Below are 24,726 nucleotides of genomic sequence, written 5' to 3' on the forward strand. Positions count from 1 at the left end.
GCCTCACTCACAGAAGGGTGAAAACTTAGGTAGAGAGAGATGAATGTGCGCTCATGTCTCTCAGTTCCGCGGTCGTTCTCGCGGCAGGTGAAGGGATGCGGCTTCGTCCTCTCACGAAGTACCGCCCGAAGCCTATGCTCCCGGTGATGAACGTTCCACTTCTCGAACACGTGTTCGAGAGTCTCGTCACCGCCGGTTTTTCGGAAATCAGCGTGGTCGTCGGCTATCAGCGCGACCGAGTTCAGGAGTATTTCGGCTTCGAGTACGACGGCGTCCCTCTCACGTATCATATCCAAGAGCAACAGCTCGGTTCGGGCCACGCAGTCCTCCAAGCGAAGTCCGAAATCGACGGCTCGTTCCTCGTCGTCAACGGCGACCAATTAGTTGCTCCCGATACAATGGACGCAGTCGTCTCCGCGCACAACGCGGGCGACCAGTTTGCCACACTCGGTGTCGTCGAGTCTGAGGTCGCACCACAGTACGGTGCAGTCACGCTCGACGGCGACTCAGTGGTCGAACTCGTCGAAAAGCCCGGTGAAGGTCACTACCATCTGCTCAACGCAGGCGTCTACGCTTTCGAACCCGACGTGTTCGAGGTGATTGCGGCCACGCCGACCGAAAATGGAGAGTATTCGCTCCCGAACGCGATTACGACTGCAATCTCCGACGGCCGCGACGTGCGCGGTATTCGAACGTCCGACTTCTGGCGTGATGCAACGTACCCGTGGGACCTGTTGTCTCTCACGGCCGAGATGATGGGCCAAAACGACGATGCGATTCACATCGACCCGACCGCCGTCGTCGCCGACGATGCAATCGTTCGCGGACCAGTCGTAATCGGCCCCGACACGGTCGTCTCGCCGGGCGCAGTCCTCGGTCCGTACACGACAGTCGGTCGAAATTCGACAGTCGGGTGTAACGCAGTGGTCGAACACTCGATTGTTGACGAAGATTCTCACGTCGGCGCGAACGCGACGCTCATCGACTGCGTGACCGGGCGCGCTTCGACGATTCAGGCTGGCGTCACTATCGAAGGCGGTCCCGGTGACGTTCGGATTGGTGACCACATTCACGAGGGTGTTGGACTCGGTGCAGTTGTCGCCGACCGGGCCGAACTCGGTGGCGGCGTCGCTGTCGAACCCGGGACGATTGTCGGCCCAGAAGCGACGGTTGCAACCGGCGTTGCCCTCCGTGGTGTCATCGACGAGGGCGCGGAGGTCGTCCGATAATGTGCGGCATTATCGCCTGTATCGGACAAGGTGACGGAACGGTCGAAACGCTCGTCTCCGGGCTCTCCTCACTCGAATATCGAGGATACGACTCTGCTGGAATCGCTGTCTCGAACGAGTCGTCGCTCGACGTGCGAAAGCGCGAAGGAGAACTCGACAATCTACGGACTGACCTCTCTGAACACCCGATTTCGGGCGACTTTGGCATCGGACACACCCGATGGAGTACCCACGGGCCGCCGAGCGACGAGAACGCACATCCGCACACTGACGGCGAGGGGAGAGTGGCCGTCGTCCACAACGGCATCATCGAGAACTACCAGACGCTTCGTGACGAACTCGAAGCCCAGGGCAGTACGTTCGTCAGCGACACCGACACCGAGGTCATCCCGCACCTCATCGCCTCATACCTCGAGGAGGGGTACGACGCCGAGGAAAGTTTCTCTAAAGCCGTCTCCCGCCTCGAAGGGAGTTACGCGCTCGCGGCTATCGTCGCAGGCGAAGACGCAATCTTTGCAACCCGTCAAGATTCTCCACTCGTCGTCGGCATCGGTGACGGTGCCTACTACCTCGGCAGCGACGTGCCCGCATTCTTGGAGTACACGCGCAAGGTCGTGTATCTCGAAGATGGACAGTCTGTGACACTCCGCCCCGATGGCTGGAGTGTCACCGACAGTGATGGCTCGGTCATCGAACCAGCAGTCCACACCGTCGAGTGGGACGCCGAACAGACCGGCAAGAGTGGCTACGAACACTTCATGCTCAAAGAGATCCACGAGCAACCGACTGCACTCAGACAGTGTTTGAGTGGCCGCCTCAACCGCCTCTCTGGGAGCGTCACTGTCGAAGATCTCGAAGACCTCGACAAACCTCGTCGCGTCCAACTCGTCGCGTGCGGGACCTCGTATCACGCTGCGCTCTACGGCGCACAGCGCTTCCGCGAAGTTGGCATTCCTGCCCAAGCGTTCCTCGCTAGTGAGTACGCGACTGCGCCGCCACCGATAGACGACAGTTTGGTCATCGGCGTCACCCAAAGTGGTGAGACGGCAGACACTCTCTCGGCACTGCGAACTGCACAGGGCCGCGGTGCTGAGACGCTCGCCGTCACGAACGTCGTCGGCAGTACCGCCGCCCGCGAGTGCGACCACGTGATGTACATCCGCTCCGGGCCGGAAATCGGCGTCGCGGCGACCAAGACGTTCTCGTCGCAACTCGTCTCGCTCTCGCTTCTGATCGAATCGGTCACGCCGGGTGTCGATAACGAGCGAACCCGCGCACTCGTCGAATCGCTGTGGCGACTCGCCGGAAACGTCCAGTCGGTACTCGACAGTTCTATCGAGGATATCGAAGAACTCGTTGACGAACTCAAGGAGTCTGACGCCTACTTCTTCATCGGCCGTGGGTACAACGCACCGGTCGCACTCGAAGGCGCGTTGAAGTTCAAAGAAATCACCTACGAACACGCAGAGGGCTTCCCTGCGGGCGAACTCAAACACGGTCCACTGGCGCTCGTCACCGAGAACACACCCGTCTTCGCGCTCGTCACCGGCGACGACGCCGCGGCTCGAAAGACGCTCGGAAACATCAAAGAAGTCCAAGCACGCGGCGCACCCGTCGTCGTTATCACGGATGGCGTCCTCGAAGTCGAACGATTCGCGGATGCCGTGCTTCGCGTTCCCAAGACCGATGGTCTCGTCGGCCCACTACTCGTCAACGTCCAACTGCAACTCATCGCCTACGAGATGGCCGCCCATCTGGGCCGCGAAATCGACAAACCGAGAAATCTCGCAAAAAGCGTGACGGTCGAATAACTAGACGAGCGCTTCTTCTAGCAGCTGAAGCGGGTGGCGGATTTCGTACCCCGACCCGTGTTCCATCTGCATCGAACACGTCGGACACTCGGTCATGCCGACGTTGCCTTCGGCGTGTTCCATGTGGTCGAACATGTCTGCGCCAATCTGCATCGACACGTCGTACTTCTCAGACTTCCATCCGTACGTCCCCGAGATGCCGGAACAGGAGTCGCCCACGTCCTCGATAGTCACGCCATCGAGTTCGCGGAAGAGTTCGACCGCCTGCCGGTCGAGACCCTGATTGCGGCCGTGACACGGTGCGTGGTAGGCAAAGGCCTGGTCGGAGACCGACGTTTCGGCGATTGCGCTTTCGAGGTCTTCGTGGATGCGGAGGTATTCGAGCGCCTCGTAGGTGTGTTCCGAGAGGTCGTTGACGCCGTCGATATCGAACAGTTCGGGGTACTCCTGGCGGAGCGACATCGAACACGAGGTACACGACGCGATGATGTCGTAGCCCTCGGGGATGAGTCCCGAGAAGTTCTCGACGTTGATGCCAGCGGCGCGTTTTGCGTCGTCGAGCATGCCGTTTGCGAACATCGGCGTGCCTGAACAGCGTTGTTTCGGGACGACGACTTCGTAGCCGAAGGACTCGAAGACGCGAACCATCGCCTTGCCGACTTCGGGCGTGTTGTAGTTGGAGTAACACCCGTGGAAGTAGGCCACGCGCTTCTCCTCGGAGCGAACCTGTGGGCCACCGCGTTCGTCCCACCACTCGCGGAAGGTCTGGGTCGCGAACTCGGGGAAGTCGCGCTCGGCGGTGATGCCGAGTACGCGCTCGTTGATCTTCTGGACGAGCGAGTTGCCCATGATGGCGTTCGTCAGGCGCGGGACTTTGCTCCCGAACTCGGCGAGCGTCCCGTAGTTGGAGAGGATACGGTTCCGAATGTACTCTCGAGAGAGCTTGTCCATCTCTTCGTCGACGTACTCGGCGCGTGCCGTGTTGTGCATCTGACTGAGCGGAACGCCCGATGGACAGGCGTCGTCACAACGGAGGCAGTTCGAACACGACATAATCGAAGAATCAACAGACGTGTCCTCCTTGCGCTTGAGTCGCCACTGCTCCGGTCCTTGGAACTTCGGACCGGGGAATTTGTCGTCGACTTCGGCGACCGGACAGGAAACGTCGCACGCGGTGCATTTGTAACAGTTGTCGGACCCCGGTCGGAGGTCCATCTCGGTCGTCTCGGGGAACACTTCGACTGGTTCGAAGTCGTCTGTCTGTGCGGCGGGTGTCAGTGTTGGATTCGTCGATGATTCAGCGTCGCTCATTGCTGGGCCTCCTCGCCCGCGAGACGGCCAGCAACGGCGCCCGTTGCCAGCGAAACGCCGCTCGCGGATTTCTCGTGTGCGACGTGTGCGCCACCGAGGACGCCACCCGCCGCACGTAGGTTTTCGAAGTGCGGTTCGCCATCTTCGTCGGTTGGCCGAAGGTCATCGTCGGGAACGACCCCGAATCGCGCGAAGGCGTGGTCGCCGAAGGCTTCGGACTCGGACCACCGGTAACGGTCTTCTGGGAACGGAATCCGGCACCCGAAGACGGGTTCAGTCACGGACTCGCGGTCGGAGTCGATACCCTTGCCGACCAACCCGCCCGTTGCGAGTACAATTTGGTCGGCCTCGTAGGGCGTGAGGCGACTCTTCTGGTCTACGAAGACCGTCTCGATACGACCATCCTTTGCCTCGTAATCGACTGCCGGATTACCCGACGAGATGCGAACGCCTGCCTCGTCGAGTGCGTCGAACAGTCGGTCTTCGAGTTTGAGACCCGGTAGACTCGGCGGGCCAGTTGGGACTTCGAAGACCGAGACGCCGAGGCGCTCTGCGAGTTCTTCGTGGACTGCTCCGTCGTGGTCGTCGCCGAGCATCGCTGGGAAGCCAACGCGCTCTTCGCCGTCGAGTTCGGCGGCAACGGTGTTTGCGAGAACAGACCGAACGGTCCCGCCCGAAACCTCCTCGTTTCGGTCGAGGGCTTTCGCAAAGCGGGTCACCTTCGCGTCGGGTCGGAACTTCTTCGGGAATCGAATCGTGACGCCGCGTGCGGAAAATGGCACACCTGCGGCATCGAGATGTTGTGCGGCAACGGGCGCGTCGAAGTCGGTCAGACCTTCGAAACCAACGAGAAGCATGTCGCCTGCCGCGCTGGCGAGGCCGGGAGCCACTGACTCAGGGTACCGAGCGGTCGGTTTGACCGTCCCGCCGTAGGTGAGTACGAGCGCGTTAGTGTCGGTGTGACCGCCTTGATACGCCGTACCCATCGCTTCGTCGAAGATTCGGAGGCCATCGCGGATGCCGTCTTCGCCGACGACGTGGTACGGGTGGTTGGCGGGAAGCGAATCGATGTTCTCGAACGGGTTGGTGAAGGGTCCGTCGGTCCCAGAGTAGCCGAGAACGTCGATGAGACCGCTCGCCTGCCGGAGCGTACTCTTCTTGTGGGCGAGCAGTCGGACGCGCGCGCCGGTCTCTGCGGCCGCGAGTGCCGCAGTACACGCCGCGAGACCGCCGCCAACGACGAGGACGTCGTCAGTTATCGCCATTCTCGCCTCCCTTCTTGCCGCCGTCGGCAACGCCGCCTGCTCTCGTGTTTTCTCCCGCGAATCCACCAGCTCCGACACCGCCGTCGAAGGCGTTGAAATCGACGGGTGACTCCGCAGTCGCGGGGTCGTTGTCGCGGTTCATCGTCGTCGCGTGAAGCATGTGCTTGAGCGCGGCCTGTGAGAGTTGTTCGCCCCACATGCCGTGGCGTTCGCCTTTCCAGCGTTCTTGATACAGGTCGTCGAGCGCAGCGCGAATCGTCCCTTCGTCGTACTCGGGGGCGAGTTCGTTGGCCATGCGGTGACAGCAAATCGCACCTTGGCAGTTCCCCATCGAGGCCCGAGTCTGGATTCGAACCGAGTTGAGTTCGGTTCCGGCCGTCTTGAGCGAGTCTTGAATCTCGGCGCGGGTGACCGCCTCACACTCACAGACGACTGGGTTCGGGTCCACGCTGTTGAGAACTTCGTCGGCGCGGGAACCAAGGCGTTGGACCGACCGTCGGCCGATTGGCGAGCGAAGGCCGAAGTCGTCCATGTAGTCGCGGAGGACCGAGAAGTCCTCGCTTCCGGGGAGCGGCACGTCGGCAGTGCGACACTCGGCTTCGACGTCGAGTTTCTCGCAGACGTGGTCGGAGATTTTCTCCGCCATCATCCGGTAGGTCGTGAGTTTGCCGCCGACGATGCTGGTCATTCCCGGCAGGTCGTCTCGGTCTCCGTGGTCTAACAGGAAGAACTCTCGAGTGATGTCCGTCGGGTCTTCGGTGCCGGTTCCCGGCGGTTCGTAGAGGGGGCGAACACCCCAGAACGAACGAATCGTGCGCGCCTCTTTCAGCATCGGCACGAGTTCCGACAGCGTGTCTATCATCAAATCGACCTCCCAGCCCTCTTCGGGGTAGTCGTCGGGGTCTTCGACCTCTTCGTCTGTCGTTCCGAGGATGCAGGTCGTCTCGTGGGGAACGATGATGTCGGCGTCACCCTTCGGCCGACAGCGGTTGATGACCGTATCGACCTGCCGAGTGTTCATGATGGTCATGACGCCTTTCGACGGTCGAACCTCGACTTCGACACCTGCGAGGTCTCCGATTTGCCCTGCCCACGCGCCCGTCGCGTTGACGACGTAGTCGGCGTAGATGTTCTCTTTCTCGCCGGGGTTTCCGTGGACGTATGGCCCGCTTCCCGTCTTGTGCGTCACTTCGACGCCGACGACTTCGCCGTCTTCGACGAGTACGTCGGACACCTCGGAGTGGGTCTCGACGCGTGCGCCATGCTCGACTGCACTCGCGGCGTTTGCCACGCAGAGGCGGAACGGGTCGATGGCACCGTCCGGAACTTTGATGGCGCGTTTGATGTCGCCAGCGAGGTAGGGTTCCATCTCGCGGGCTTCCTTGCCCGAGAGAACTTCTGCGGGGATGCCACACTCACGGCACCCGTTGAGCTTCTTTTCGAAGTACTCGTCGTCGTCTTCCGGGCGTTGGACGAACAGGCCGCCGGTCATCTCGACACAGTGGCTTGCGATTCGTCGCAGGACTCGGTTTTCTACGATACACTCTCTTGCGGACGCTTGGTCGGACACTGCATATCGACCACCACTGTGGAGGAGACCGTGCATCCGCCCTGTCGTCCCATGTGTGAGATTCCCGCGTTCTACGAGAGTTACATCCAGTCCACGCATCGCAAGGTCACGTGCGATGCCCGTTCCGGTGGAACCCCCGCCGATAACGAGGACACTCGGCGATTTGGTCATCCGTCTTACGTGAGGTGGGACCGCGAGCACTTTATTTTACCTGCACTGGCCGAACGACCGCCATCTCTCAATATTTCGACTCCTTCACACTCGTCGATTGCTCGTGTCGCCCCGAGAATCGCGGTCGCTACCGTATTCTCACCGTGAAGAAAACGATAGCAATAATTCAAAATGAACGATTCAATTAGTTATTGGCGGTCGATTCTCGTCGGCGCTCCGAGCGAGAATGTACACTGAGTATGGACGCAACACACGCGATCGGGTGTGTCAATATCTCACAATACCGGAGCAGTCCTATTTTTACTGCTGCACTCGCTACCATTCCACGAACCTCCCCGGATATGCGACTCGAAGACCGAATCGACCGGCGACGAAATGGACGCACACACCACCGAATCGTCCACGACCTGAGTGTGTTGAACCCAACAGCACACCTCACAGAACCCATCGGCCGCGGCCAACTCTTGGAGCGACTGCTCGACCACCTCGACCCCGTCTTCGAAGGCGGGATTCCCACTCACGGCTATCTTCATGGCCCGAAAGGCGCGGGGAAGTCTGCTGTGGTCACCGCGCTCTTTCAGCACCTCCCGCGCGTCGGTCCGTCGCCACACGGTGCGATTCATACGACGACACGAACCTCTGGTCGGCCAAGGACCTCGTTTTGCTACGTCGATGCGCGCGAAGCGTCCACGCCGTTCGGACTCCTCCACGCCACGCTCGACTCACTCACCGAATCTGAAATCCCATCGCAGGGTATCGGTGTCGAGCCGTTGCGTGACCGCTTGGTCGAGACGCTCTCGTACAATCACCACGCAGTCGTCGCCGTGGACCACGTTGCAGAGCCACGCACCTACGCCGCCCACGAGGCAATCGACATGCTCGCGTCCGTCTCGCCTCACGTGTCGGTCCTCGCGGTCGGGCGCGACCCGCCGTCGGTCGTCGATTCCTCGGTCAATACGATTGCAGTCCCCGAGTACGACCGCCACACGTTGGTCGATATTCTCGTCGAGCGTGCCTCTGACGGCATCGCGCGGAGTGCCCTCGACCACGAATCAACTACCGAGATTGCGACGTGGGCAGACGGAGATGCACACGACGGCCTCTCGGCACTCTACGGCGCGGCCACCCTCGCGGCGGACAGCGACGCCAGTATCATCGAACCGTCGCACGTTGTCGCCGGTATCGAGGCCGTTCCTGACGACTCTTGCTCACTCGGTCGTGTACTCGCACTGCCCGAAACTCGCCAGCGCGTCCTTCGAGAGTTCGTCCACTTCAACGCAGACGAACGCGAATCGGTCACCGCCGCAACCGCCGCGCTCGCCCACGCGCCGTCGGTCGACCTCTCGACGGCGACCATCAAGCGTGTACTGTACGAACTCTCGGATACGGGCGTCGTCCGCCGCGTCGCCGACGAGGACTCGATTGATGGTCCAGGTCGCCCAGCGACCCGTCCCGTTCCGAACTTCCCCACGCTCGTCTTCCGTCACCTGTTCGACGCCGACCGCTGACTCTTTTTGTCCCGTCTCCCAACCGCCGGTATGGTTCCACCGTTGGTTCTCGATATCGACGGCACGCTCACCGACGCCGCGGGACAACTCGACCCGCGCGTCTTCGACGTGCTTCCGTCGTGGGACGCACCGGTCGTTCTCGCTACTGGGAAGGCGTTCCCGTATCCGGTCTCACTGTGTCACTACATCGGCCTCCCCGAGACTGTCGTCGCCGAAAACGGCGGCGTCGTCCTCGTCGACGACGAAGTCACCTACGCGGGCGACCGAGAGGCAGCACAGGCCGCCGCAGACGAATTCGTCGCTCGCGGCGGTGACCTCGGGTGGGGTGGCGCGGACACCGTCAACCGCTGGCGCGAGACGGAAATCGCGGTCAACCTCGACGCCGACGAGCCCCTGCTCCGAGAGGTTGCGGCGGAATACGACCTCGAAGTCATCGACACGGGCTACGCATACCACCTCAAATCGCCGGGCGTCGAGAAAGCAGTCGGTCTCAAACACGTCTGTGACTTCCTCGACTACGAACCGACCGACTTCGTTGCCGTCGGCGACAGTGAAAATGACGCTTCGACGTTCCGCGTCGTTGGAGAGTCCTACGCCGTCGCAAACGCTGATGCAGTGGCGAAAGACGCCGCAGGTGAAGTTCTCGACCAGTCGTACATGGACGGGACGCTCTCGGTGCTACAGTCGCTCTGATTCAGGCCGACTGCTCGAAGGGTACGAATCGCCCGTTGATATCCCACTCGTGGATACAGTAGGGATTGCCGACCTGTTTTTCGCCGTCTTCGGTGGCGATTTTCCACGTCGCTTCCGTGTCGTCCCAGCGCTCTACCCGGCCACAGCGCTCGCATTCGCGGCGCGTGGGTCGTCGAAGTTGGGGTTCCATACGTGAATTGGTGACTGTCTGCATCTAAAAGCCCATCGCCGACGGCAGTGTTGCGGTTCGTCGTGTCAGCCAGTCGTTCGGTGCGGTAATCGAGATACACAACCGCCGATACTTACCTCTCTCCGCCCACACGTTTACTCATGGGATTCCACACGTTCGATGCAGATTCAGCTTCGAAGCTCGAAGACCCCTCGCGCTATCGTTCCCTCTCGCGTGAAGAACTCCTCTCGTATATCGACCCAGACCCGAGTGCGACTATCGCAGACCTCGGAAGCGGCACCGGATTTTACACCGACGATATCGCACCCTACGTCGCGCACGTCTACGCCGTCGATGTCCAAGAGGAGATGCACGAACGCTATCGAGAGAAAGGCGTCCCCGAGAACGCTGAACTCGTCACCGCTGATGTGGCGGACCTCCCATTTTCCGACGACGAACTCGATGGTGCGTTCTCGACGATGACGTTCCACGAGTTCGCCACCGATGAATCGATGGCCGAACTCGCCCGTGTCGTTCGTCCCGGTGGCCGAGTGACTGTCGTCGATTGGACCGCAACCGGCGAGGGCCACACTGGGCCGCCGACCGACGAACGATTCGCACTCGGTGACGCGGTCGAAATGTTCGAAGCCGTTGGATTCACCGTCACCCACGCTGTCTCTCGGAACGAGACGTTCGTGTGTATCGTTCGGCGGTAGCCAAACTAAACAAACCGCGGTCTTCCCTCTAAGTTCGTCTCTGTTTGTTGGCCGATATACAATCGAATATTAAGAACATATATCGAGCTAGGACGTATCAGGACAATCTTTACTAACTCGTTCTTGGCACAGTTTACCATGGCAATACATAACTCGACAATCGACCGCTACTCTGCAAATGAAGGGTACTTCGAGTGTCGAACCTGTGGCACTCGTGTCGTTAGCTCAACTCACGTCGCATCGTGTGAGAACTGTGGCGGTTCTGTACGCAACATCGCCGTCGCCCGCGAGTAGGGTCACTCGAACTTCAAGCCTCGATTTCTCGGCCCCGCTTTCTTACCCGTCGATGACGGTCGAGTATCGGTCCACGACCAACACGAGCAGTGCGCCGACGACCGCCGCCGCGACGAACACGCCGATGAGTTCTGTCGTCCACGTTTGTCCCGACTCTGCGAGTTTCTCTGAGGCCTTGACGACCGGTGCGCGAAGCGCGCCGACGATGAGGCTGACGAGGAACGTCAGCGTCGCCCGCCGGTAGTGTTCGAGCGCCCAACGGACGACGTTGGCGATGGTGAACAGTCCGATGAGCGCCCCAATCACGAACGCGACGACGGTTGCACCGGGCTCGATAACCGCCGAGACTGGCCCGCCAACCACGAGTCCGAGTAGCGCATCGACGAACTCCTTGAGTGTGGAGGTCATGTACTCGTACTGCCCGAGCAAGAGCAAGAGTAACGACCCCGAGACGCCGGGGAGAATCATCGCGCTAACGGCGATTGCACCGGAGACGACTGTCGTCGTGTAGGATTGGCCGAGTGCGGCACCTGCACTCCCGGAAGCGATGAATCCGACAGCGAACCCAGCGACAGCGGCGGCGATTTGCCGCGCGTCGTCGAGGTGGACTTGCGCGTAGAGGACCACCGCAGAGGCGGCGATGAGACCGAAGAAGAACCCGAACGTGGGAACGGGGATTTCGTCGATAGCCACGTCGAGAACACGCGTGACGGTGATAACTGCGGTCATGATGCCGGTTCCAAGCACGAGTAAGAACCGGAGGTCGATTTCGCGGAGCGCAGCGAGTGCATCTCTTCGGTTTCCGGGTGAGACACCAGAGATGATTCGCCAGACGCGTTCGGGCGTAATCGAAGTCACCGCATTGATTAGCCGCTCGTAGATACCCGTCACGAGAGCGATAGTCCCACCAGAGACACCGGGAACGGCGTCGGCAGCGCCCATGCAGACGCCTTTGAGGTAGAGGACGAGCCACGGAAGGAGGGCAGTACGCTCGTCAGACTGCGTAGTCATTTCGTGGTCGGTGAGTCTCTGCCGAGGACTATCAGTCCGTCGTTCCGCGGAGTGTCGAGTCGGGTACGTCTCAGAGAAGTACGAGTTCGGTCACTAGTCACCGCTGGCGGCTCTCATCCTCCGGTTTGAGATAGTAGAGCCTCTTGAGCGCTGTCGCTCACCGGCTGAAAATAGTGAAACGTGGTGCGTCCGTTACGCGGCAGCAGCGAGTGCGCCAGCGTCGATGGACGACGAGTTCGTGTCGGAACTGTTCGACGACGAATCGTCTTGGGTGATTTCCAGTTCTTCTTCGTTGCGTTCGAGCGTGACCTCGACCGTGCCATCTTCGGCACCGTTGACGAGGCCTTCATCGACGCTCACGTCCGATGCTTGGTAGTTCACGAAGGTGGTGTTATCCGTCACCGTCGTCGGCGTGGCGAAGGTGTAGCCGCCGGTTGCACGCACGCTGACGTTCGTGTAGCCGTTGTCCGGACCGTAGTCGTCGTAGCCGGTCGTGGAGTACGGCAGCGTCATCGTGAACTCACCGTTCTCGTCCGTCTCGACCTGCTGCGTGTAGGTGAACGTCGTGTTCGTCGTCAGGTCACGCATCTGGACGGAGGCGGTGACGACCGAGTTGGCCGGGGCACCGCTTCCTTGAACCGTCGCACCGGGGACGCGCTCGAAGGTCTTGACCCACGATGGGTTATTGCCGAGAAGCACCTGTGGTTGCAGACCAAAGGTTCTCGCGGTCTGAATGAGCGAGTTCTGGTACGACCCAGACTGGAGTGCGGAGGTGTTCGAGGACTTCACGAGGCGGTAGTGGTCGAGTGCCTCGACGCGCTCTTCGGGGAACGCACCGATGCCACCAATCTGCGACGACGAGTCGTTGGCGACGTATGCCTCTGCTTCTTCCATCGAGTCGAACGTCTTGATTGGCTGACCGTCGTCCGGCGTCTCACGGATGCTCCCACCGTTTGCGAGTTGACGGACCTGCCAATCGACGACGACTGGTGCTGGTGCGCGGGCACTGCCGTGGTACTTGTAGAGACGCACCATCATACTCTCGTAGTACCGCTGGTCTTTGACGTTCGAGACGCCAGTAATCTGCTCTTGACCCTGCTGTCCGTCGATGCGATAGACGCGGTTGTAGAAGTCCGACGTGGAGACGTTGGACTCGTCGTAGAAGACGGTCGGTGCGCCGAACTTCGAGTCGGTCGAGACCATCTGCCAATCGACCATGACGTACTTCGTGTTCTCGCCTTCGTTGCTCTCTTCGGCGAGGACGTCCGCGGCTTGTTCCTCGTCAGATGCGAGGAGGAAGTTCGCTGCACTCGTCGCGCCTTGCTGGAACGGGTTGGCGTTCGGGATGCGCTCGCCGAGGACCGTAATCCAGTGGCCGTAGTCCCACCACGACATGACACCGTAGGTGCCGTCTGCGTACTCGTAATCGCTCGTCGCACTGTACGTTCCGTAGTAGTCCATGTCGTTGGCGGACCCGCCGAGTTCGCCTTCTGCGGGCGTGTTACTCTGCATCCAATCGAGCGAATCATCCCATACTGTCACGGAACCGGGACCGGTTTGGGAAGCTTGCAGCGCCGTGTCACTGGTTCCTGCGTTCCCGAGTTGAATCGGAACGATGAGAACCGGCGTGAGGATGAGCAGGATTGCGATGGCCACTGCCGCAACCTGTCCGTACGAGACGTCTTCGAGTCGCTCGAGGCTTCCGAGTCCGATGAAGTCGAGGCCGAGAACCTGTTTGAACAGGTAGGCGTTCATCACTGCAACCACGACGGCGAGGTAGTAGTTGAAACGAACCTGCGTGAACGCCGCCGAGGTGATGATTGCGGCCCACACGAGAATGAACAGGTGTTCGCTCTCGTAGTCGGCTTGCATCACGGCACCAACGATGATTGCCGAGACGATAGCGAGACTGACGAGCGAGGAGTCGAGACCCAGCAGACTACCGACGCCTGCGGGAATAGCCGGAATCAGGAACAGGACACCGATGACAGCGAGTCCACCGGCGAAGTAGCCGACTTTTCGGGTGTCGCTCCCGCTAACGAGCGGTTTTCCAACGAGCCAAATCACGCCGAGGAGTCCGGTGAAGAACGTGAATCCGTACTCGGACATGATACGCTCGACAGCAGACATGCCGGTTGCATTCAGAACGTTCGCGGCGAGGAACGGTTGTGCCTCACCGATGGTTCGGGTCGCCGCACCGGCGCTAAATCCGACGGTGCGGAGGAAGTTAACGCTAATTTGACGGAACGCGTCGGGGAGGACTACTGCGAACAGTCCAATCAGCACGAGACCGAGCGCGGCGACGGTTACGGGGTAACCGCGGTCGTCGATATCGTTCGTTTCCCACCATCGGGCGAGTGCAGCGAGGAAGACTGCGCCGAACCCGATGCCGAACGAGAGCAGTGGGTGGAGAACACTGAAGTTCGTCACGGTGAACGAGGTGTCGCTGAGCGGAACGAACATCAGCAACCCGGTCACGAACATCGAAACTGCGCCGACGAACGCGACGTGTTCCGGAGAGTGGCCGCGGACGTAATCCGAAACCATGGCGAGAACCAGGAACAGACCGAAGATACCGACGAGGAGAATGCCCGGTGGCCATGCCCACATGTACAAAGCAATCGCGACGCCAGCGAGAGCGGACCACTTGAGTGGTTCGCGGAGGGCATCGAAATCACGAGCCTCGACGAGTTCCCAGACGGGTTTTTCGCGGTCGGCGACCGTGAGTGCAACCATCACTGCGAGTACTGCGAAGGCTTGGAAGAATGGCTCTGCGATGTTGTGGTCGGCGAAGCCAACGAGACCACGCTGTAGGAACGTTCCGGGGATTAACGCCAAAACGAGAACGCCGAAGAGTCCCCCGAGGCGGCCGCCAAGCCGTCGCCCAATGAAGAACGTGGGGATGGCGACAAGAGCGCCGAACACTGCTGGCGCAACGAGCAGGGTCTTGGCGATGAGGTCAGGGGATGGGTTGCCGAGTCCAATGATGAGGGCAACCGTTGCGACAATTTGGTCGTAAATCGTCCCGAACTGGCCGACACTGGTTCCGTACGGGAAGTACGTCCACGGGTCGAACGGCATCGTTGCGGGCCAATGTTTGACCGTGTACGTGACTTCACGGAGGTGGTACCAAGCGTCGTTTCCGGAGAAGTAGACGTCTCCGTCTCTGATGAAATTACTATACGACCGGAGGCGCACTGCCAACATAAAGACAACTACCACGAGGAGGGCGGGAATGTGGTACCAATCTTTGAGCATATCGAGGACCGAGGATGAATCGTGGTCCTCTGCCTGCGCAGAGTCTATACTCATTGGTTTGTGCGACTGCAAAAAGGTGTATAAGCCTTGTGATGATGGCCCGTATAACCGATTCGTTTTCGTGGGGACAAACTCACTGACTGCACAACTATCTGTTGTTCTTTTGAGGGAGGAAACCCGCACATTCGATACTTCTTCGAACCACAGAGAAAACACAGTTTTGAGGGCACCTCCCCCCTATTGGCTGCTCATTTCTCTCAGCTAATTCATCCCGTGATTCGTCCGCAAAAGTCGCACGACCGCAGTATTCTTATTAGCACAGTTGTTGCTCAAAGATATGGATGACAGATACGTCAGTGTCGCAGAACCCCTTCTCGGTGACGAAGAGAGGGACAATATTGAGCATGTCTTAGATACTGGCCGATTTCTTCAAGGCCCTTTCGTGGAAGAATTCGAGGACAAATGGGCTGATTTCGTCGGTACAGAGCATGCTATCGCAGTAAGCAACGGGACGACTGCACTCCAACTCTGTTTAAATGCACTTGGCCTAGAGCCAGGTGACGAAGTTATCGTTCCAAGTCTTACCTTTGGTTCGACGGCTACTGCGGTCGTACACCAGGCGTGTGTTCCTGTCTTTGCAGATATCGACCGTGAACTATACACTCTCGACCACACCGACCTCGAACGCTGTCTGACGGACCGAACTGAAGCTATCATTCCGGTCCATCTCTACGGTCACCCAGCAGAGATGGACGAAATCCGAGCGTTTGCGGACGAACACGGACTCGCTGTCGTCGAAGACGCCGCACAAGCCCACGGTGCAAAGTACAAAGGGGCACAGGTCGGTAGCATCGGTGACGTCGGTTGTTTCTCGTTCTATGCGACAAAGAATATCACGACTGGAGAGGGTGGAATCATAACCACTGACGACGATGAACTCGCCGAGTCACTTCGTTTGCTTCGCAGTCACGGCATGGCGAACCGAGACGAGCATATCGCACTCGGTTACAACTACCGGATGAGCGAACTCAATGCCGCAATCGGCTCTCCGCAGGTTGACCGACTCACCGAGTTCAACCGCCGCCGTGCCGAAATCTCTGAGCGACTGTTCACTGAACTCGGTGACCTCGAATGGCTTCGACCCGCAACTGTTCGAGACTACGTCGACCACGCGTACTTTTGGGCACCGTTCGAAATCGACACCGATAGAATTGGAATGACTGGAAAAGAGGTCTGGGAGGCACTGAAACAACGCGGTGTCGAAACCCGACACCGGTACACTATGCCTCTTTACGAACAACCAGTGTTCAAACAGCACTGCGGGTTCAATTCAGACTTCCCGTGGTCCGCTAACGAGAACGACCACCAGTACGACATCTCGTTACCGAACGTCGAAGAAGTCGCTGGCAATACGATTGGCCTGCCAAACCATCCAGGGCTCGATGAAGAAGACGTCGACTACGTCGTCGAAGTCGTCCGAAACTTCGAACCCTAGCGTTACTCTGCGTACCCGAGCATCCGAAGGCGCTCGTTCGCAACTTCCATATCTTCACTAACTCGACTCTTTGGTCGTTCTGCCGTTATGTCTCGCCGTTCACCGTTTTGATACTCAAAGTAGGGGACCTCTGTCAGCGATGGGATGTAGATTCCCAGTGGGTGTCCGTATACGCGGATGGGGAACGGTTTTGCAAATTCGCCGAACGAGTTCCCGTGGTCTGCCGTCACGACCGTTTTCCCATCGATTTCAGTGAGCAGGTCACTGACGACCGGCAACGCTCGTTCAAGATTCGATCGGTATGCGTCCCATACCGCTTGTTTAGTTAACTTTCCGCGGTCTAACTGTTCGAACGCTGTTGGCTTTCGCTTCGCATGCGCTGGCGCTTCCTTTCCCAGCGCTTGTTGACGGATTGCACTCTGTTCGCGGATTCCTACCCGCTTTTCCCCGATAAATGGCTCGTGCGGTTGGACGAAGTGGAAAATAAGCCGTTTATCTGGATACTCTTCAGCGACGCGCTTTGCCACCTCTCCCATCGCTTCGGGAGTGACTGTTTGTACGTCGTCGTCCCAATTGTCTTTCCAAGCAGGGATGACGTCGTGGAACTGATTTGAGGATAGCAGTGTACTCACGTAGGCGTTCCCTGTCACGTACACTACGTCGTGAAAATCCTCGTCTCCGAAGTTCTCTCGGAGAAATCCGGGTGTCCCTGATTCCAGAGACGTGCGTTTTGAAAGGGTTCCGGAGAGGTCAAATTCGGGGTAACACTCTTCAAATAGGTCGTATCGACAGGCATCGAGGATTATGAGCGTGTCCCAGTCACACTCGTGAATCGGTGGGGAGTCTGCTTCCCGATACGTTTTGAAATACTTACTGACGACGTTGGTCAATAGCCGTTGTCGCCACCAGTGAACATTTGAACCGTTCTTTCTGATTTCTGAGAGTGCGTACCGTAGGTCCATTCTAGTAGAAACCCTGTTGTCCGCCTGTATTCATTACAGTGGTTAAAAGCATAGGTAGTGACTCCCGAGGAGTGCGTGGTCACTCGGTGAGTTACGATTCGTCCATCTCCGAATTGTCATCCGAACTGTGGATACTAGTGAGTTCGACTCTGCCACACCGACTTGGATATGAGCCTCTTCCACGCTCGAACAACGTCGTTGCAGGACGTTGCGGATGAATCACACGTCATGTTTTGAATCTCACGGTCTTCTGAAATAAATGCGGAAGGAATTTAATGATGTCCCCGACATCCTCACTCATGCGTGTACTCGTTACAGGCGGTGCTGGTTACATTGGTAGCTACATCGTTGAAGAGTTGCTCAAGAACGGACACCAGGTACGCGTTCTTGACTCGATGCTCTGGGGCGATGACGCCTTAGAACCATTCAAAGACGACGAGAACCTCGAAATTCGCGAAGGGGATATCCGTCATATTGAGGACCTCTCCTACGCGATGAAAGGCCAACAAGCAGTTATTCACATGGCTGGTATCGTTGGGGACCCAGCATGTGGTGTCAACGAGCAGGCAACGCAGTCTGTCAACGTCGAAGCAACGAAGACGCTCGTTGAAGTTGCAAAACTCCACGATATCGACCGTCTGATCTTCGCGTCGACGTGCAGTGTTTACGGTGCCAGTGAACTGATGGAACTAAACGAAGGGTCGTATCTTAATCCACTTTCGCTGTATGCAGAGTCTAAAATCGATTCTGAAGAGATCATCCTCCACGAGACACACGATAAATTCTCTGACGAGAATATCACCTCTACAATTCTTCGCCTCGGAACGATTTTCGGATGGTCGCGGCGGATGCGCTTCGACCTCGTTGTGAACATTCTCACGGCAAAAGCAGTTCTCGAGGGAGACATTCCGGTGTACGGCGGGGAGCAGTATCGACCACTCGTTCACGCTCACGACGCTGCTCGTGCGTTCGTCGCTGTTCTCGAAGCTGAAGAAGAGAAAGTTGACCACCAAATCTTCAACGTCGGTGACAACGACCTGAACTATCAGATTAAAAAGGTCGGTAAGATCGTCGAGAACACTGTCGATGACGCGGAAGTTCGATTCGTCGAACACAAAGAGGACAACCGCACGTACCGCGTCTCCTTCGACAAAATCAACCACATCCTTGGCTGGAAAGCAGAAAAGGACATCGCTGACGGCGTCGAGGAAATCAAACAGTGGATGGCTGAAGAAGACATTACTGACTACTCTCAAGAAGATATGCGCAACTCTGAATATTCGTACATGTAACATGTCTGTAACTGTCCTCTCACAGGAGAACATTACCGAATGGCGTGAGTGGTTCGCGTCACTCCCCGAGGCGGGGCCTTACCACGACCCAGATTATTTGACACTGCTGAGCGGTGGGTTCGAACAAGAAGAAGAAGTTGCTGAAGCGTTCGTGTACGCCGACGGTGAGCAATTCGTATACTACCCGTATATTCGCCGTTCGCTGTCAGAGGTGCCGCACGGTGACGAACTCGACCAAGACCTCGAATCCTACTCCGATATCGTCTCGTCGTGGTACTATGGTGGACCGATTCTCTCGACTGAAGCGGATACGGACATTACTGCAGAGTTTGCCGAGGCATTTTCTGAGTACTGTGCTGATGTGGGAATCGTCTCCGAGTTCCTCAGATTCGACCCGAACATAGAGAATGCCGCTGACTTCTCAGTCCTCGACCCTCGTGTCGAGCGTGAGACAGTCCGGGTTGATTTGACCCAGTCCCGCGACGAAATCTGGGACGATTTCGAGAAGCGAAATCGGAATGCCATCAGGCAAGCACAGGAGACTGACCTCGTCGTCGAACCTACGACGGACCACGCAGACTACCGCGCGTTCTACGACATCTATTCGAACGCGATGGACGCAAAGAACGCTTCCAAGCACTATCGGTTCCCCTTCTCGTTCTTCGAAGAGCTATTTTCACAGGAATCGATGTCCACGTTCCTCGTCGCTCGACACGGCGACGACGTCGTTGGGGGAGCAGTCGTCGTCCACGATGGAACTGTCGCTCACGACTACCTCCGTGCGTCGAATCCTGACTATTGGGACATGCGTGTCAACAACCTACTCTGCTACGGTGCGCTGATGCAGATGAAAGAGACCGGTCACCAACTGTTCGACTTCCAAGGTGGACGCCCCGGTGTATTCCGATTCAAAAAAGGGTTCTCACAGACTGGGCGTGGCGAGTTCTCCGTGGCAACTCGGATTCATATACCTGAGGTTTACGACTCACTAGTGGACGCTGCCCGAGACGAAGGTGTCGATACAGACACAGGCTACTTCCCTGCGTACCGTGTAGCCCAGTCAAACTGATGATTCCATTAGGCTCTCCACAAATCGACGAACAAACCGTCTCCCGTGTTAAGGGCCTCCTCGAATCGGGTCTGCTATCGACCGGCGAAGTGGTTTCAGAGTTCGAATCGGAATTCTGTTCTCTTGCCGGTCGCTCGTACGGTGTCGGAGTCTCTTCTGGGAGCGTTGCACTCGAGATGGCTCTGGAGAGCGTATTCGACCCTGGTGACGCAATCGCAATCTCTCCGTACAACTGTGGTGCAGTGTTGTACGCGACCCTCCGTGCTGATTTGGAACCGGTGTTCGTCGATGCCGAACCGGATACGTGTTGTATCGACCCACAGCAGGTGGCAAGTGTCGAGACAGAACTCGATGGGATTCTCGTAGCCCACCTGTTTGGACAGCCAGGAAAGATGGACCGACTTGTGTCCGTCGCGGACGAGCTAGACGCAACGATTATCGAGGATTTCGCACAAGCACCCGGCGCTTCGTATCGCGGGCAGCCTGTCGGTTCTTTCGGCGAAGCGAGTGTTTGTAGCTTTGGTGCGACGAAAAATCTCACGACGGCAGAGGGCGGTATCATCGTGACAGATAACCAAACGCTCTCTCGCCAAATTTCGTCTCGCCGCTCCAACACGAGCGACACTGCTTTCCTCCCCCGAAGCGTGCGAATGAACGATATCGAAGCGGCCATTGGTGTTGGGCAACTTCGAAACTATGGTCAGATAGTTGAACAGAAACGCCGTGTTGCAGAGATATACCGCGATACTATTACCACTGGTCAATTGCCAAAAACCCCCGATGGCTCTACGCACGTGTATCACGGATTCCCGCTTCGACACTCCGAGGCTGACGAACTCGCATCCCATCTAGAAGAGAACGATATCGGGACGTCTCGACTCTATTCAAAACCACTTCACGAATACGAAGCGAGTCCAATTACCGACGAGTCGTTTTCGGTGGCAGAACGATTATCTGACGAAGTTGTGTTATTGCCGATACACGGGGGTATAACCTCCTCTGAAGCCGAAACTGTGTCTTCAATTGTCAACGCATATTGAACCAATAATTTAAATATCATCGATAGATTTCTGAGTAACAATGAACGTAGTCCTCGCATCGATTGATTGTCTTAGACCTGATGCTCTTGACAGTCGATTCCTCGATGGACAAAAAACTAAAGGTTCTTTTTATGATACTTGCATTGTCCAAGCCCCATTTACTAGCCCCTCTCACACCTCGATGCTTACGGGACAGAACCCTCACAACCACGGGGTTCGTTGGTTAATCGATTACCATACGGATGCGACGACGCTTCCAGAGGTCCTTTCGGAACAAGGATACAACACTGCGGCATTCATTGGCGGCTATCCACTCCCCACCGGAAACCTAGATGAGGGATTTGACACGTTCGAACACATAACTTCGATTAAAGACTGGAAAGAAGGTCGACAAGAGTTCGGTCCTGCGAACGTACTAGTAAATCGCGCAATTAATTGGCTTGACGAACACGAGGGAGAAGATAATTTTGTCTTCCTACACTTTTTCGACCTCCATTTCACACTTCGTTCAGAATTTGGTAAGCGCGAGCGTCCGGAGTTCGATGAGAACCACATTTACAAGAACGTTGAGCAGTACATCGGCCGACAGAAGCGCCGGTACTACGAAGAAGCCGAGTTCGTTGGTCGCCAACTCGAAGTTCTTCACGAGCTTGTCGATATCGACACGACCGTAATCACTGGTGACCACGGTTCGAAAATGCCTGGTGAACACGGCTACCCGTGGGTCTACGACTCGAAAGGAAACAGAGTCGGTTCGCAGTTCCGTGCCGTTGAACTGTACGATAACATCATCCGAGTCCCGCTCATGTTCACCGGTGACGCATTCTCCGACCAGACGGTTCACAAGCAGGTTCGGTCCATCGATATCGTACCGACGCTCCTCGATGCATTAGATGTTGAACACGACTCTGTCGATGGAATTTCGCTCCTCGACGGTGAATTGCCGGAATTTGCGTACTCCGAAACGTACCACGGGCAACTCACGAAGGAGAACAAGCTCACGCACAAGATGAATGAGAACTACGACTTCGGGTGGAACGAGTTGGACTCGCTCGTTTCGATTCGCTCGAACGACTGGAAGCTTATCTGTACGGCCAATGGTGACCTCGAACCAGTTGAACTGTACAACATCGCCCAAGACCCCGGAGAACACCGGAACTGTCTCGACGAGCAGCAGGATGTCGCCGAAGAATATTTCGACAAACTAACGTCTCTCATCGGAGACGACGACCAACGGTATGCAACGGCCGACGAGGTCGATAGTGAAGTTCGCCAACACCTCGAAGACCTCGGGTATATATGAACACTGACGGTCAGAAGGTCTTGCTACTCTCTGACCACCGTTTTTCTGACCCTGGTGGACGGGCAGAGCGGTTCCGAACCCGAGCGAAGCACCTCGAAGAGTGTGGTTGGCAGGTCGAACTCGGGTACGTCTCCGAGCCGTACGTACTTCGGTTCCCGTTGGAAGTAATCCGTCTCGTTCGAAAAGCTCGACGTGAGAAGGTCGACGTGGTCAATTCAGTCAACCACCCGTTCCATCTCCACGTCATCGGCTTCGTCGTCGCCCTCCTTTCGGGAGCCCAGTGGCTCGTCGAATTCCGCGACCCGATGGTCACCCATCCCGATATCAAGGACGACGTGCTGTTACCGCTTCGACGGTTTGTCGAGTGGCTATCTGTCCACTTCTCTGACAAAGTTGTTTGGGGAGACGGCATTCAAATACCTGACAACTACTACGAGGAGACGTACGCAATCCCCGAAGGGAAAGTCACGAGATTGCCTTTTGCAGGGTACAATGCTGAGGCATTCGAGAGCGCAAGCACTCGACAGTACAACACGTTTACAGTGACGTACGCTGGTTCGTTCTACGAGGGATGGATTGAACCGTACGAGTTCTTAGCGGGCATCGAACAGTATGTGACCCAATACGACCCAGAACCATTTACCGTCCAGTTCTACGGGGACTGGTCGAGTGAGTATCAGCGTGAAGTCGAAGAACGAGGACTCGAGAGATACATCGAGGTTCACGATTTCGTCCCACACGACGAGATAATTCCGGTTTTGAAAGGCTCCGACGTTCTCGTGTACCTCAGTGGAACTGAAACGTGGAACGAGCAAAACGTTCCGTCGAAGATTATGGACTATATCGGAGCAAAGCGACCAATACTTTCGATTTCTCCCGACGAATTCCGCGTCTCGAAACTCATCGAAGAACACCAGTTCGGCATCGTCTCCGACCCGACAGACCCGGAAGATATTGCGGATGCACTCGATGCGCTCCGTCGTGATGAACGTCGCTTCGGCTCAACGGAAGGCGATGCTGACGACTTCACACGTCGAAAAAAGAACAAGCAACTAGTCTCGATACTCAACGAAATGGTTGGCTCTGAAAACGGACATGCAAACTAGAAGTACCCCAACCAAAAGACAATGAGAATCGGACAGAATTCGCTCATCGCGTTCCTCTCTGAATTTTTATCTACGATTCTGGGCTTCGTCTCAACGATACTCATCGCCCGGATTCTCGGTGCAGATATCCTCGGCATCTACGGACTGCTCGTGTCTGTCGTGATTTTCACGGCTAGCATCTGTTCGTCTGGGTTCAACCTCGCCATCACAAAGCGGATTAGCGAACCTGGCGACAGTGGAAAGATATTTTCCGCAGGATTCATCTCAGAATTCGTCTTGTTCGTGTTCTTTGCGCTACTTGCGTGGATATTCCGCGGCGCAATAGAACGGTACCTACGAGGAGTGAGTGTAGAACTTCTGATCAGTCTCGTAGCTGCTTCTATCCTTTTCGGGTTGGTTACGAGCGTACTCGACGGTGAAGGGAGCGTCCACATCTCTTCTTCACTCCGGCCGGTCGAAACGGTTATTCGGAGTTCGTTGCACATTGTTCTGATTCTAACCGGTTTCGGTCTGACTGCGCTGATAGTTAGCTACTTAATCGCACTATCTATCACCTCACTCGTCGGTATGTACTTCATATCCTCACGTGTTCAGATTCCGACCCGAGAGTCGTTCACGTCCATTGTTTCGTTTGCTAGATACTCTTGGATTTCGAATCTTAGCAATCGCGCCTTTAGCTCCATGGATATCCTGATTCTAGGGTTCTTCGTCTCCGAGAATCTCATCGGGATTTACAAAGCAGCGTGGAACGTCTCGCTCATTCTAGGGCTATTCAGTAATGCCGTGAGCCGTGCGATCTTCCCCCAAGTGAGTGAGATCGCAAATACAGACCCCCGGAAAGCGAAGCAATTGGTCCAAAATGCGCTTCCGTACGCGGGTTTCCTCATAATTCCCGGCTTACTGGGTGGCGCGGTCATTGGAAAGCAAATTCTGGCACTTTACAGTCCAGAATTCAGTATCGGATACAACGTCCTTCTCCTGTTGATTTTAGCACAACTAGCATATAGCGTCTCGAGGGTTCTCGAAACAGGAATCAACGCCTTCGATAAGCCAGAAGTGTCCTTCAGAATCAACGGACTGTTTATTGCGGCTAATTTCGTCCTCAATATCTTGTTGATTCCAGTGTTTGGATGGGTCGGTGCGGCACTGGCCACACTCACTTCTGGAGCCATCTCACTGGTCGGTTACTGGGTTGTCTCTCGTGAGATCATGCCCGTCTCGTTCCCAAAACGCGACATCAGCCTTCAGTTCGCTTCTGCCGTGATAATGGCCATCGTCGTCTTGTTCATAGAAGGCCTCGTTCCACAGGGTGAGATTTTCACCGTCGTGATCGCTGGAGTAGGGGCTGTCTGTTACTTTGGGGTCCTGATGATTATCTCACCGAGTTTCAGACTCATCGTCCGATCAAACCTCCCGGTGTAGCGTCCACGCCCAGAATATCGATGCCACCTCC

20 protein-coding genes are annotated in these 24,726 nt (G+C 57.0%); 13 read left to right on the forward strand and 7 right to left on the reverse strand.

Features of this window, described 5'->3' with window-relative positions; genetic code table 11:
* Positions 1-53 precede the first annotated feature (53 nt).
* Together ACK509_RS01040 and glmS are read left to right on the forward strand one after the other, a co-directional pair.
* Positions 54-1,229, forward strand: a complete 1,176-nt coding sequence (locus ACK509_RS01040; protein WP_410764621.1) for a sugar phosphate nucleotidyltransferase — start codon at positions 54-56, stop codon at positions 1,227-1,229.
* The gene (glmS, locus tag ACK509_RS01045) at positions 1,229-3,040 is read left to right on the forward strand and encodes a glutamine--fructose-6-phosphate transaminase (isomerizing) (protein WP_410764622.1); all 1,812 of its coding nucleotides are present in this window, start codon (positions 1,229-1,231) and stop codon (positions 3,038-3,040) included. Before ACK509_RS01040 ends, glmS begins: the two co-directional genes overlap by 1 nt.
* On the opposite strand, the gene ACK509_RS01050 is transcribed toward glmS, so the two are convergent.
* Genes ACK509_RS01050 through glpA form a run of 3 tightly spaced genes read right to left on the reverse strand, consistent with a single transcriptional unit; the run spans position 3,041 to position 7,357 of the window.
* Complete coding sequence (locus tag ACK509_RS01050) at positions 3,041-4,351, reverse strand: anaerobic glycerol-3-phosphate dehydrogenase subunit C (protein WP_410764624.1); 1,311 nt, start codon at positions 4,349-4,351, stop codon at positions 3,041-3,043.
* Positions 4,348-5,616, reverse strand: a complete 1,269-nt coding sequence (glpB, locus tag ACK509_RS01055; RefSeq protein ID WP_410764625.1) for a glycerol-3-phosphate dehydrogenase subunit GlpB — start codon at positions 5,614-5,616, stop codon at positions 4,348-4,350. The genes ACK509_RS01050 and glpB overlap by 4 nt, the downstream gene beginning before the upstream one ends.
* A complete protein-coding gene (glpA, locus tag ACK509_RS01060; protein WP_410764626.1) occupies positions 5,603-7,357 on the reverse strand; it encodes an anaerobic glycerol-3-phosphate dehydrogenase subunit GlpA in 1,755 nt (584 codons plus the stop codon). The genes glpB and glpA overlap by 14 nt, the downstream gene beginning before the upstream one ends.
* Positions 7,358-7,698: 341 nt before the next feature.
* Between glpA and ACK509_RS01065 the strand changes: the two genes are divergently transcribed.
* Positions 7,699-8,865: a Cdc6/Cdc18 family protein gene (locus ACK509_RS01065; protein WP_410764628.1), complete on the forward strand. Its 1,167-nt coding sequence runs from the start codon at positions 7,699-7,701 to the stop codon at positions 8,863-8,865.
* 30 nt (positions 8,866-8,895) lie between these two features.
* Positions 8,896-9,558, forward strand: a complete 663-nt coding sequence (locus ACK509_RS01070) for an HAD-IIB family hydrolase (protein ID WP_410764629.1) — start codon at positions 8,896-8,898, stop codon at positions 9,556-9,558.
* A 1-nt stretch (position 9,559) separates the two neighbouring features.
* Here the strand turns inward: ACK509_RS01070 and ACK509_RS01075 are convergent, their stop codons facing one another.
* Positions 9,560-9,748 (reverse strand): HEWD family protein, encoded by a 189-nt coding sequence (locus tag ACK509_RS01075; protein ID WP_410764630.1) that lies wholly within the window; start codon positions 9,746-9,748, stop codon positions 9,560-9,562.
* A gap of 140 nt (positions 9,749-9,888) precedes the next feature.
* Between ACK509_RS01075 and ACK509_RS01080 the strand changes: the two genes are divergently transcribed.
* Together ACK509_RS01080 and ACK509_RS01085 are read left to right on the forward strand one after the other, a co-directional pair.
* Positions 9,889-10,443 (forward strand): class I SAM-dependent methyltransferase, encoded by a 555-nt coding sequence (locus ACK509_RS01080; RefSeq protein WP_410764632.1) that lies wholly within the window; start codon positions 9,889-9,891, stop codon positions 10,441-10,443.
* 138 nt (positions 10,444-10,581) lie between these two features.
* The gene (locus tag ACK509_RS01085) at positions 10,582-10,737 is read left to right on the forward strand and encodes a rubrerythrin-like domain-containing protein (RefSeq protein ID WP_410764633.1); all 156 of its coding nucleotides are present in this window, start codon (positions 10,582-10,584) and stop codon (positions 10,735-10,737) included.
* Positions 10,738-10,779: 42 nt separating this feature from the next.
* Here the strand turns inward: ACK509_RS01085 and ACK509_RS01090 are convergent, their stop codons facing one another.
* Positions 10,780-11,748 carry a DUF368 domain-containing protein gene (locus ACK509_RS01090; RefSeq protein WP_410764634.1) on the reverse strand — a complete coding sequence of 323 codons (969 nt, stop codon included), beginning with the start codon at positions 11,746-11,748 and terminating at the stop codon, positions 10,780-10,782.
* A 192-nt stretch (positions 11,749-11,940) separates the two neighbouring features.
* On the reverse strand, positions 11,941-15,060 hold the full coding sequence (locus ACK509_RS01095) for an oligosaccharyl transferase, archaeosortase A system-associated (protein ID WP_410764636.1): 3,120 nt from the start codon (positions 15,058-15,060) through the stop codon (positions 11,941-11,943).
* Between the two features lie 283 nt (positions 15,061-15,343).
* On the opposite strand from ACK509_RS01095, the gene ACK509_RS01100 reads away from it, so the two are divergent.
* Entirely contained in the window at positions 15,344-16,501 is a 1,158-nt protein-coding gene (locus tag ACK509_RS01100) for a DegT/DnrJ/EryC1/StrS family aminotransferase (protein ID WP_410764637.1), read from the forward strand.
* 2 nt (positions 16,502-16,503) lie between these two features.
* On the opposite strand, the gene ACK509_RS01105 is transcribed toward ACK509_RS01100, so the two are convergent.
* A complete protein-coding gene (locus tag ACK509_RS01105) occupies positions 16,504-17,463 on the reverse strand; it encodes a hypothetical protein (protein WP_410764638.1) in 960 nt (319 codons plus the stop codon).
* 299 nt (positions 17,464-17,762) lie between these two features.
* Between ACK509_RS01105 and ACK509_RS01110 the strand changes: the two genes are divergently transcribed.
* The 6 genes from ACK509_RS01110 to ACK509_RS01135 are packed head-to-tail and all read left to right on the forward strand — an operon-like array spanning position 17,763 to position 24,695.
* A complete protein-coding gene (locus ACK509_RS01110) occupies positions 17,763-18,755 on the forward strand; it encodes an NAD-dependent epimerase/dehydratase family protein (protein WP_410764640.1) in 993 nt (330 codons plus the stop codon).
* Between the two features lies 1 nt (position 18,756).
* Positions 18,757-19,824, forward strand: a complete 1,068-nt coding sequence (locus ACK509_RS01115) for a GNAT family N-acetyltransferase (protein WP_410764642.1) — start codon at positions 18,757-18,759, stop codon at positions 19,822-19,824.
* On the forward strand, positions 19,824-20,864 hold the full coding sequence (locus ACK509_RS01120) for a DegT/DnrJ/EryC1/StrS family aminotransferase (protein WP_410764643.1): 1,041 nt from the start codon (positions 19,824-19,826) through the stop codon (positions 20,862-20,864). The genes ACK509_RS01115 and ACK509_RS01120 overlap by 1 nt, the downstream gene beginning before the upstream one ends.
* A gap of 40 nt (positions 20,865-20,904) precedes the next feature.
* Positions 20,905-22,167, forward strand: a complete 1,263-nt coding sequence (locus tag ACK509_RS01125) for a sulfatase (RefSeq protein ID WP_410764644.1) — start codon at positions 20,905-20,907, stop codon at positions 22,165-22,167.
* A complete protein-coding gene (locus ACK509_RS01130; protein WP_410764645.1) occupies positions 22,164-23,273 on the forward strand; it encodes a glycosyltransferase in 1,110 nt (369 codons plus the stop codon). Before ACK509_RS01125 ends, ACK509_RS01130 begins: the two co-directional genes overlap by 4 nt.
* A gap of 21 nt (positions 23,274-23,294) precedes the next feature.
* A complete protein-coding gene (locus ACK509_RS01135) occupies positions 23,295-24,695 on the forward strand; it encodes an oligosaccharide flippase family protein (RefSeq protein ID WP_410764647.1) in 1,401 nt (466 codons plus the stop codon).
* The last annotated feature ends 31 nt before the right edge of the window (positions 24,696-24,726 follow it).

Origin of the sequence: Haloferax sp. DFSO60 (assembly GCF_046557615.1) — an archaeon.
Taxonomy (GTDB): Archaea; Halobacteriota; Halobacteria; order Halobacteriales; family Haloferacaceae; genus Haloferax.

Coding starts and splice junctions, on each gene's coding strand:
- ACK509_RS01040 (WP_410764621.1), top strand. CDS start 54: ATGTCTCTCAGTTCCGCGGTCGTTCTCGCGGCAGGTGAAGGGATGCGG.
- glmS (WP_410764622.1), top strand. CDS start 1,229: ATGTGCGGCATTATCGCCTGTATCGGACAAGGTGACGGAACGGTCGAA.
- ACK509_RS01050 (WP_410764624.1), bottom strand. CDS start 4,351: ATGAGCGACGCTGAATCATCGACGAATCCAACACTGACACCCGCCGCA.
- glpB (WP_410764625.1), bottom strand. CDS start 5,616: ATGGCGATAACTGACGACGTCCTCGTCGTTGGCGGCGGTCTCGCGGCG.
- glpA (WP_410764626.1), bottom strand. CDS start 7,357: ATGACCAAATCGCCGAGTGTCCTCGTTATCGGCGGGGGTTCCACCGGA.
- ACK509_RS01065 (WP_410764628.1), top strand. CDS start 7,699: ATGCGACTCGAAGACCGAATCGACCGGCGACGAAATGGACGCACACAC.
- ACK509_RS01070 (WP_410764629.1), top strand. CDS start 8,896: ATGGTTCCACCGTTGGTTCTCGATATCGACGGCACGCTCACCGACGCC.
- ACK509_RS01075 (WP_410764630.1), bottom strand. CDS start 9,748: ATGGAACCCCAACTTCGACGACCCACGCGCCGCGAATGCGAGCGCTGT.
- ACK509_RS01080 (WP_410764632.1), top strand. CDS start 9,889: ATGGGATTCCACACGTTCGATGCAGATTCAGCTTCGAAGCTCGAAGAC.
- ACK509_RS01085 (WP_410764633.1), top strand. CDS start 10,582: ATGGCAATACATAACTCGACAATCGACCGCTACTCTGCAAATGAAGGG.
- ACK509_RS01090 (WP_410764634.1), bottom strand. CDS start 11,748: ATGACTACGCAGTCTGACGAGCGTACTGCCCTCCTTCCGTGGCTCGTC.
- ACK509_RS01095 (WP_410764636.1), bottom strand. CDS start 15,060: ATGAGTATAGACTCTGCGCAGGCAGAGGACCACGATTCATCCTCGGTC.
- ACK509_RS01100 (WP_410764637.1), top strand. CDS start 15,344: ATGGATGACAGATACGTCAGTGTCGCAGAACCCCTTCTCGGTGACGAA.
- ACK509_RS01105 (WP_410764638.1), bottom strand. CDS start 17,463: ATGGACCTACGGTACGCACTCTCAGAAATCAGAAAGAACGGTTCAAAT.
- ACK509_RS01110 (WP_410764640.1), top strand. CDS start 17,763: ATGCGTGTACTCGTTACAGGCGGTGCTGGTTACATTGGTAGCTACATC.
- ACK509_RS01115 (WP_410764642.1), top strand. CDS start 18,757: ATGTCTGTAACTGTCCTCTCACAGGAGAACATTACCGAATGGCGTGAG.
- ACK509_RS01120 (WP_410764643.1), top strand. CDS start 19,824: ATGATTCCATTAGGCTCTCCACAAATCGACGAACAAACCGTCTCCCGT.
- ACK509_RS01125 (WP_410764644.1), top strand. CDS start 20,905: ATGAACGTAGTCCTCGCATCGATTGATTGTCTTAGACCTGATGCTCTT.
- ACK509_RS01130 (WP_410764645.1), top strand. CDS start 22,164: ATGAACACTGACGGTCAGAAGGTCTTGCTACTCTCTGACCACCGTTTT.
- ACK509_RS01135 (WP_410764647.1), top strand. CDS start 23,295: ATGAGAATCGGACAGAATTCGCTCATCGCGTTCCTCTCTGAATTTTTA.